General features: G+C 51.2%; 7 protein-coding genes and 2 pseudogenes. 4 read left to right on the forward strand and 5 right to left on the reverse strand.

Annotation, left to right across the window (positions count from 1 at the left end):
* Positions 1 to 138 precede the first annotated feature (138 nt).
* Positions 139 to 1,070, forward strand: a pseudogene (locus ACOI7D_RS08850) (tyrosine-type recombinase/integrase); the annotation flags it as partial.
* Positions 1,071 to 1,505: 435 nt separating this feature from the next.
* On the opposite strand, the gene ACOI7D_RS08855 reads toward ACOI7D_RS08850, so the two are convergent.
* From ACOI7D_RS08855 to ACOI7D_RS08875, 5 genes are all read right to left on the reverse strand, one after another.
* On the reverse strand, positions 1,506 to 1,808 hold the full coding sequence (locus tag ACOI7D_RS08855) for a helix-turn-helix domain-containing protein (protein ID WP_000533827.1): 303 nt from the start codon (positions 1,806 to 1,808) through the stop codon (positions 1,506 to 1,508).
* Positions 1,809 to 1,812: 4 nt separating this feature from the next.
* Entirely contained in the window at positions 1,813 to 2,166 is a 354-nt protein-coding gene (locus ACOI7D_RS08860; RefSeq protein ID WP_023290313.1) for a type II toxin-antitoxin system RelE/ParE family toxin, read from the reverse strand.
* 496 nt (positions 2,167 to 2,662) lie between these two features.
* A complete protein-coding gene (locus tag ACOI7D_RS08865) occupies positions 2,663 to 2,884 on the reverse strand; it encodes a helix-turn-helix domain-containing protein (protein ID WP_047738806.1) in 222 nt (73 codons plus the stop codon).
* Positions 2,881 to 3,312, reverse strand: coding sequence for a hypothetical protein (locus ACOI7D_RS08870; protein ID WP_109547589.1), 432 nt, complete (start codon positions 3,310 to 3,312; stop codon positions 2,881 to 2,883). The genes ACOI7D_RS08865 and ACOI7D_RS08870 overlap by 4 nt, the downstream gene beginning before the upstream one ends.
* A gap of 321 nt (positions 3,313 to 3,633) precedes the next feature.
* A complete protein-coding gene (locus tag ACOI7D_RS08875) occupies positions 3,634 to 4,644 on the reverse strand; it encodes a DUF4917 family protein (RefSeq protein WP_109547139.1) in 1,011 nt (336 codons plus the stop codon).
* Between the two features lie 284 nt (positions 4,645 to 4,928).
* On the opposite strand from ACOI7D_RS08875, the gene ACOI7D_RS08880 reads away from it, so the two are divergent.
* The 3 genes and pseudogenes from ACOI7D_RS08880 to ACOI7D_RS08890 all read left to right on the forward strand — a co-directional run.
* A complete protein-coding gene (locus ACOI7D_RS08880; RefSeq protein WP_109547140.1) occupies positions 4,929 to 6,164 on the forward strand; it encodes a DNA cytosine methyltransferase in 1,236 nt (411 codons plus the stop codon).
* 2 nt (positions 6,165 to 6,166) lie between these two features.
* On the forward strand, positions 6,167 to 8,719 hold the full coding sequence (locus tag ACOI7D_RS08885; RefSeq protein ID WP_109547141.1) for a hypothetical protein: 2,553 nt from the start codon (positions 6,167 to 6,169) through the stop codon (positions 8,717 to 8,719).
* Between the two features lie 23 nt (positions 8,720 to 8,742).
* Positions 8,743 to 9,291 (forward strand): annotated as a pseudogene (locus ACOI7D_RS08890) (hypothetical protein); the annotation flags it as partial.

The following is a 9,291-nucleotide window of genomic DNA, read 5'->3' on the forward strand; positions in this document are numbered from 1 at the left end:
ATAAGTTCCTATTTAATTAGGTTTCAATGAGTTAGCGTGAAAATCTTTCCCGATGCATATCTGATTTTCCCTCCGCATCCGGCGAAATTGGTGGTCTGATTTGGGGTCATTTCAGTTCGATAATGGAATGACCACCATATGTCCCTTTCCGACGCGAAAATCCGCACTATCAAGCCTTCTGATAAACCCTTTAAACTGACTGACTCTTAAGGTCTGTATCTGCTTGTCAATCCGGGCGGTTCACGCCTCTGGTATCTCAAATATCGCTTCAACCGAAAAGAATCCCGTATAGCATTAGGTGCCTATCCGCAGGTCTCGCTTTCTGACCCCCGTCAACAGCGCGACGGTATCCGTAAACTACTGGCGCAGAACATCAACCCAGCGCAACAACGTGTTGCCGAAAAAGCCGCCGCTTCACCGGAAAAATGCTTTGAAGCCGTGGCACTCGAGTGGCATAAGACCAACAAAAAGTGGTCGGCTGACTATGCAGAGCGCATCCTTGCCAGCATGAAAAATCATATCTTTCCGGCGATTGGTCATCTGCCCGTCACGATGTTAAAAACACAGCATTTCACGGCGTTGCTGAAAGTTATCGAGGACAAAGGCTTTCTTGAAGTCGCGTCCCGAACCCGGCAGCAACTCTGCAACATCATGCGTTACGCCGTTCAGCAGGGGCTGACTGAAAACAATCCGGCGCTGCATCTGGAAGGCGTCACCGCGCCGCCGGTTTAAAATCACTATCCGCCCTGCCGCTGGAGCGGTTGCCCGAACTGCTGGAACGTATCGGTGACTATCAACAGGGGCGACAGTTAACACAACTGGCGGTAGCGCTGACTTTGCATCTGTTTATCCGTTCCAGCGAACTGCGCTTTGCCCGCTGGAGCGAGATAGATTTCAGACATAAAATCTGGACCATTCCCGCCACTCGCGAGGCAATCGACAAAGTTCGTTTTTCAGGTCGTGGCGCAGAAATGCGTACTTCGCACATTGCGCCGCTTTCCCGACAGGCAATTGCTATTCTGAAGCAGATACAAGAGATTTTCGGCCATCTGGAACTGGTGTTCCCCGGCGCACAGGCCAATAGCCCTTGTTTTTTGTTGGGGCTGCGAACGATACCCGAGCGCCGGGGCGGCAGCCGTTGAGGTGTGGTGGGGCTTCGGTTGTGCTCTCTGAGCAACCGCCCGCTTGCGCGGGTTATCCCCCGGATCGTCCAGATCCTCCTCGGTATCGATTCATGTTCTCCTTATGGGTTAAATGGCCTGAAAAGGCAGTGTCAGAATCCAGCCATGAGCTGGCGCAGTTGAGTTATCTGGTGCAAGTCGAAAGGACTGCGTGCGTCACTTTCTCGCGACTTTGCGGTTAAAGTGACGCACTGGTACTGGTGCAGCATCTGAAAATTTTTCGTCTGGTGCAGTTTTACGGTCACGCGGCAGCAAAGCCTTCGGCAATGCAGACCACTGCCCGTCATGAAGGAATTGACGCTCCGGTTCAGGGAGCGTCAGTGTTTACAGTACAAATCCGTAGTGAGAACCATCCGGCAGTTCAACATCAAGACGTAGCTTGCCGCCAGTCGCTTCAACGTAGCGTTTGAGAGTGGAAAGCTTCAGATCGCGCCCTGGTTTTTCCATTCCTGCAACGGTAGGTTGCCTGATGCCCAGCGCCTGTGCCATCTCCACCTGCGTTTTCTGTACTTTCTCACGCAGTTCGGCAAGGTGAATGTTGAGCAGTATGTCCGTCGCCATCGCCTGAGCTTCGGCCACGACTTCAGGTTTTTCATCCGCAATAAGCTGTTCCAGCGTTCTGCCCATCGCGTTACTCCTTCTCTTTTAATGTGTTCAGCCAGTTCGTGAATTCCCTGTCAGCAACAGGGAGCATCTCATCGTAAAAACGTTTTTCATTGCCGACCTTATTTCCGGCACAAAGCACAATGCCGGTACGGGTCGGATCAAAAGCAAAAAACGCTCGTATCGGCTCGCCCCGACTCTGAATACGTAGCTCTTTCATGTTGCTGTAGCGGGAACCTCTGACCGTATCGGCATAAGGTCTGGACAAACCTGGTCCCTTTTCCCGCAGGACCAGCAGCGCTGCAAGCATGCTGACCCTGTCGGTATCGCTGAGCGAGGCAAACCAGCGATCAAACGTATCCGTTGTTTTAATTGTCCACATGGGACCCCCTAATAAATATAGGTTAAATGCTATATAGATGTAAAGCTATAAAGCGGATTATGAAGTGATGGGATGAGGGATTCATGCGTCATTACTTCAAAGATGAAGACGCATTCGGGTATTTCAGTGAATAACATGCAAGACATTTACCGTTTTACGACCTGTACCGAAAAACCAGTTCAGGTATTAACGCAGTGTGAAGAGTGACCTTAACTGCAACGCAGTCCGACATTTTCAAAGGTATTGTCGGTAACGGGACGACCAGCCTGAAATCAGGCCGCTTCTTGCAGGTCGTGAAGCGTAAGGGCAGCCCGGAGGGCCATTCGTAGCATGGGGGAAATTATACGAATGCTACTGGCGCAGAAAGAGGAAACTGTTTTTGCCTGAAAAACATTTCCCGTTGATTTGATTAGATGCTGAGTTGCCGCGCGTCACTGGCGTTCTCTCGATCTCCCACCCGCAAGGGCAGGCAGAAGATCGGGAGGATCTGTTTACCTTATCGATATTCTGATTTACGGTAGCGCGATGGCCAGATGTCCTCAGGCGCAACATCTAACGCTTCAGCAATCAATCTTTCGCCTTTGGGCCAGTGGCGGGTAAGCGCATTAGCCAGCGTGGAGGACGCCAGCCCGGCATTACGGGAAACCGCCGCCAGCGACATTCCCCGCTTTTTCAGCGCCGCAATAATGTCGGCAGAATGCCAGTCCTGTCGCATCATGCGGCCACCTCGTCGATAAACTTCACGCCATCGGCAGTGCGGAGCCAGCGCGGCGCTTTCATTTCCGCAGCGAAATAGTTGATCAGTTCATACAGCAGGCAGCTAAGGTGTTTCTCCATTTCAGAGTAAAAGCCTTGCCCTGCCAGCATCTGCGTCAGGGAGAGACAGTAGCGACAAAGCTCTGTGCATTCAGGCTCGAAACGGGGGAAATTTGCAGGGAGGGTGTCAACGGTCAGGCTTTCAATAAGATGGGGCGGGACGGGCTCTAACAACGTGTGTTGTAACAGCGTCAGACAGGCATTGAGCCTGCCGCATAGCGCCATTTTCAGTGTGGGATCGTTGCTTTCAATCAGTGTTTCGGCGAAGTTTTCGCAGTGGTCGGCAAGGACGGTGAAGTCCGTAGCGGCGCTAAAGGGAACTGTAAGCAGCTTGTCGGACGATTGACTTAAAGGAAGTAAAAAAATTAGGCATAATAACCTCGTTAGTTTCTTTGAGAAAAGCACCACCAATAGGGTGCCGGGAGGCTCAAAACGGTCTAACGAAACCGCGGACTTATTTCCCCAACGGGTGTTGTATTCGTCGCCCTCCCGACCTTGATCGGGTAGCATACACCCGCCGTCCTTACGAACGGAGGGTACAAAAAAGCCAACACTGACGGGGTTGGTTTTGGCCGCGTTAAATGAGGTTTTGAGTCCTCAGTTCAGAGGGTATTACAACCAAATGCGGCAGGTAAGAATGGCGAGGAAATATTACTGATTTTCTGGAGGTTTATTCCAGCAACCGGAACTTTCGCTGTCGAAAAACTCTATGCGGACATCCTGCCCCAGATTCTCTTTGATTAATTGGCTTGCCCTGTTGCAATAAGCATGATCTCTTCTAAAAACAGATACCGCAACTCGCTGTATTCCTGTTCCCGCCATGCGTTTTAACAGATGTATATCATGCTCTCCCATTCCCCAGCCCAAAATCACCAGACTTTCTCGCGGCTCGACGAGAACTTCCCTATAAACCGTTGAAAGATAGAAACTATTTTGAATGGAGTTTACTTTTTGCTTATGCGTTCCTTCACTTACGAACAGAGGAATAACTTCCTCGCTCTGCCATCGTTCCAGAATGGATTCAAGCAGCCCCGCTCCGCGGATATGAATTTTATGTTCATGTTCAATACGGTTTCGACATAATACGAGACTGCCATGCGGATAAAAAACAAGCGTATTGGATTGTTCATCGCCGTATGGCGCTCTTAACCGCTGCCAGTCTTCTGCAAAAACGCCTCTGGCAAGAAAACAATCCTTAAATCGGTGACGATCGTTTTTATCCAAGCCGTAGGTCATCGTCCAGTAAACAATAAGGTCATAGTTGAGCGAAATAACCGTATCGAATCTTTTCAAAAAATCATAAATACAGGGCAGTTGCCCGCTAACTTCATGGTGTTCGGGGTGCACATCGCGAACGGCCTGAATAAGGCATTCACGAATACTGAGGTAGGCTTCGTGAGTACGCGCATCCTCAATTCGTAAAGATTTATTGACGTTTGTAGCTTGCCAGACAATGCGGAGGATAAGCTCAAAATCTTCGGTTTCAAAAAAATCAAACAGCCTACGCGCGTCTTCCGCCAGACTCTCTCGCTGTCTGACGCATTCAAGCAGAGATCTATACGCAAAACGAGAGCTTACGGCGATACTCGCGCCATTGCCTAATAAGATCGTTCCATCATAGCTTTGCTCAAGCTCAGACCAGGGACGAATAACAGACTCCATACTCGGTTTTCCTGTCTATAAATAAATTATTTCTTTAAATATAAATATGTTATGTCAATGACACAACCACGCGAATAAAATCAGACGTTCTGTTTCGCTATTCGAATCAGAAACATACCATTAACAGTTAAGGGATAGTTCATCATCGCACTCAAGTCCAGGTAATAAGCCGTATGTCCATGTAGCTATTATCCTCATGATTTTATAGACTATCTCACCGACAGCATCGTTTTGCGGCAGTTAAACGCCCCTCCGATTCAACAACATAAATTTATGGTCAGGCAATGAAAAAAGAAGCCGTCACGGGCAAGAACGGATCAGAATCAGAAGAGGCGCGCGAGGCGGAATTCGGCTTCTATGAGTTTTTCGCTGGCGGTGGTATGGCCCGAGCCGGTCTGGGAAAACTGTGGCGATGCCTGTTCGCCAACGACATGGATCCGATAAAAACGTCAAGTTATATCGAGAACTGGGGAGCCGAACATTTTGATGAGCGCGATGTGCGTGAAATCAAACCAAGCGATCTGAACGGACGCGCTGATTTAGTCTGGGCCTCCTTTCCCTGTCAGGATTTATCGCTGGCCGGCAATGGGCTTGGGATAGGCAAGATCAACGCCAGCCAGAATGAAACTACGCGTTCCGGCGCGATATGGCCTTTTCTAGATTTAGTAGACAAACTTGGAGAGGAAAATCGGCAGCCGCCTATACTGGTTCTTGAAAATGTCCTTGGGCTGCTGACATTGGATCAGGGACGCCATTTCGCTGCGATATGCCGTCAGTTAAGTAAAATGGGCTACCGCTATGGCGCGATGATCATTGATGCAAAGCTCTTTCTGCCTCAGTCCAGACCCCGCGTGTTTATCGTTGCGATTAGTCGTCAGTTCTCCGTTCCTGCATATTTACTTTCAAAAGAGCCTCTGACGCAATGGCACTCATCTTCGCTTCTTCGCGCCTGCGAGGCGCTTCCGGCGGAGACTCGCGGTGACTGGATCTGGTGGACGCCCGGCGACGCGCCGGATTCGAGAACAAAGGAACTTGCCGACCTTATTGATTGTGAAGATCAAAACGCGTTATGGCACTCTGCCGATGAAACCCAAAGACTGATCGATATGATGGCGCCGGCGCATCTGACACGTCTGACGAAAGCGCGCGAATCAGGGGAAACGACAATCGGCAGTCTTTATCTTCGCATGCGTAGAGAAAAAGGTGTCAACCGGCAACGAGCTGAAATCACGTTTTCTCCTGTTATCGGTTGCCTGAGAACGCCGAAAGGCGGCGCATCGCGCGCCCGTATTATCGTCGCCGATAAAGGCGAGGTGAAAACGCGCCTGCTGTCGGTTAAAGAAGCGGCGGCATTAATGGGGTTGCCAGAAAATTTTATCCTTCCGACCGCGTATCAATCATCTTTTAAGATCATTGGCGACGGACTTGCCGTTCCTTCCGTCCGTTTTCTGGCCGAGCGCGTACTGGAACCTCTGGCGGCATCGGTCCGAAACGACAGCCATCAGATAGAGGACAGATAAGCATGAACTGGACGCTGCCCGTTACGCCCGATGGTTGGGAAAGTAAGCTAGTCGATTATTTTCTCCGGGTCGGCGCTGACGGCGATGCACAGGATATTCGTTGGTTTGAAGTGACGCCGTCGACGCTCGCGGCGGCATTCGCCGACAGCGGCGTCGGCGCGGATGAAATAGAAGAAGCATTTCGGACCTGTATGTCGAAAATACCGGATCTGCCGCTGCGTCTTGAAAGCGGCATGATGGAAAGATCCAATGACAAATCGCCCGGATATTTCACTTATCTTGTCATGACGCTGCTTATCAGCAGTCAATTCGATGCCCAAGAAGGACACAATGACTTTCGCCTGAAATTACAAAACTGGCTGCGGACAGAACATAGCTATCAGAATCTGGCAGGCGTTAACGCCATGTGGGAAGCGCTGGCCGGGTGGCTTGAACGACGAATTCAGAAAGGAGAATCCTATCGCCGCCTCTGTCTGCCAGAGATCCCCGCAAGCTGGAGCCATATCGGCTATACACTGCGTCTGGCTTTCCCCGGGAAAGCGGATCTGCGTTTGATGCGCCGTGTTCTTACAAGCCATCCGCAAGCCGTTTCCAGTCCCAGACTATTAATTGATTATTTCCAGGCAGCGATTCAAAAAGAGAATGCCTCTCATGCGCTGAGAGAGGCGTTTAGCGAGTTCAGAGAAGCCTGGTTTTCAGGACGCAGAGCGCTTGCCGACATGCCTTTCTGGCGTTTACGTCAGCGGGCTATGTCATTGATCTCCGATGTTGATACGCGTAAAGCAATCATTGATATGCGCGTCGATTTCGACGGTTCGCGATGTTACTTCAGCGCCGCCAGCGAGAATGACGAAATCGTTTTCGCCCCTTCGTTGTCTGATGCGTTATTATCGGCTTCTGCGGGAAATAGCTATAATTTGGGCATCGCCACGCAGAGCGGCCTGCTCTTTTTCCATCAAGTCGGCCATGGATGCTGGAGAGCTATAGCCGCTCCTGATGAGTTTTCTTTCAAATTTCACATCGCGCTATCCTGTAAATACGCTGCGCGCGCGAGCCAATATTTTGACGATGCGGTCACAGAAAACGACTGGATTCTGACGTCGCGTCCGCAGAGTCGTCATGCGGCTATGGAAATATTTCGTGCGCTGAAAACATCCTCGACTACGCTGGATGAACAGATTTCTCGCTTACAGCTTTCCGGCGGCATCCGAGTGCCGGGCGGGTGGCTGGGACTACCCGCTTTTCTACCGACCGTCCATTCAGACACGCAAAATTACAGAATTTACTCGCCCCAGGGAAACGGCGCGAAAGTTAGCGTCAGGGAGAAAGATGGTCGCTTGACGTCATCAATGCCTCTTAACGGCGAGTTTATTATCGAACCTGAGCTGGAAATCGGCGAGAAAACGCCGCCATGGCGACAACGGGCGCGTTTTTTCGAGCGCGCCGTTCCGCGTCCTGCGCAGGAAGATAGCGCCAGATATCGCCTCGAACCTCTTACCGATTGGAAGACGTCTCCCCTGACAACGCCGGCATTCCACATTGAACTCCCCCTGACGACAGAAAATAACGATGAACGTCTCGAACATCTCCTTGAAGCGATTTACGCAAGCGGCGCCAGCGGATGGGAGGAAATCGAATTGGTCGCGCTTCTGGAACGCACCGCAGACAGAGTCAATGTGTGGCATTTGATTCGCTGTTTGCATGACGCAGGTCTTATAGAACCGCGCTTACGCCAAGGCTGGAAAGGTCGGGTATGGACGTTAGTCAAACCTTCGCTGCTTCGTATCCGCAATGGGGATAACAGCATGATCGTCGTGGAAGGCGCTACCTGCGCCAGCCTTATGGATGATTTTCAAAAAGCGGTCTCCGGGCTGGGCGGAAAATGCTTTCGTCGCAGCGGCGTAAGCGTCTGGTCTCCTCCCGTATGCGGCGCAGAGATCGATGATCCTGTCGAGTTGTCCCGAGTTATGGAATGGCCGCTTATTGATACATCGTCAACGCCTGATATGACGCCGCTTGCGTTAACCTCGACCTGTCGTACCGCCGAATTTCACCTTCAAGCGGCAGTGTGGGACTGGCGTTCAGGGCGTTTCTCTCCGCATGCGGCCTCCGATAACGCCTCGACGCTTTTAACGCGCCATGTCCATCCAGGCGGGCGCGATCATGACGTATTCAAGGTTGTTTCCCGGCGCAAAATGGCGTTTTTCTTATCCCGAACCGCCGCGATTATTGCCGCGAATGTGAGTGCGCGCCGTCCGACATTCAGACGCGTCGGGAATCATCGCTTTATTTGCCTTGCCGACGATTGTGGTTTGCCTGACGCGTTAGCGATGGGATTACGACGCAGCGTGCTCAGAAACGGCGGCCCGACGGAAGTCGGGTACGCTTATCCTATCGACGACGTCGCTTTCCGCTGGCTGAATCGACTGCTTCCCGGATGCTTCGCTCCATTCCCGCCGGATGGCAGCGATGACGCAAATCGTTTAGTTGCAGCAGCGCGCCATTCCGGCGGGAAAACGCGCCTGCGGTGGCAAAACGGACGGCTGGCGTTATAGGCTGAAAAATAAGGAAAAGAATAATGAAAGATCTTCCCTGGTATATTGGCCGATACGATCGACGAAACGATCGGTTCTCGTATTTTAAAGTCGTCGCTCAGCAAACGGAAAATGGTTGGCACGCAATCGACAACCCTAAAAAAATGTTTCCTCGTACAGGTGAAGTCGAACTTACCGGATTCGACGCGTCTCAGCTTCGTCCAAACGACTGGATCGTCTTTCAGGTAGATACCTATACGCGCAGCAAATTGACGAGAGCGAAACATCCTCGCCGTATTTATCCTTATTATGATTTATCCTCGGCGCAGTCTCTTCAGAACGCTCGCCATCGTCTGAGCCTGGAAGGCATCGAAACGTGCGGCGAACCGGGGCAATGGACTATTCGCTTCGAGGCGGGCGGAGTCATTCTGGCGAATCTGACAGAGTCGAAACCAGGTTGTTTTATTCTGTCACGGAATCAGCATGTTGCCGAATATGCGTTTAATAACAGCGGAATCATCTCCGTATCCGGTCTGTCTGAAAATAACAAAATATTTTATATGCCGGACGCAGATGCCTCGCCCACGCGACGC

It is taken from the genome of Klebsiella sp. C360 (assembly GCF_048822415.1).
In the GTDB taxonomy this organism is placed as follows: domain Bacteria; phylum Pseudomonadota; class Gammaproteobacteria; order Enterobacterales; family Enterobacteriaceae; genus Klebsiella; species Klebsiella quasipneumoniae.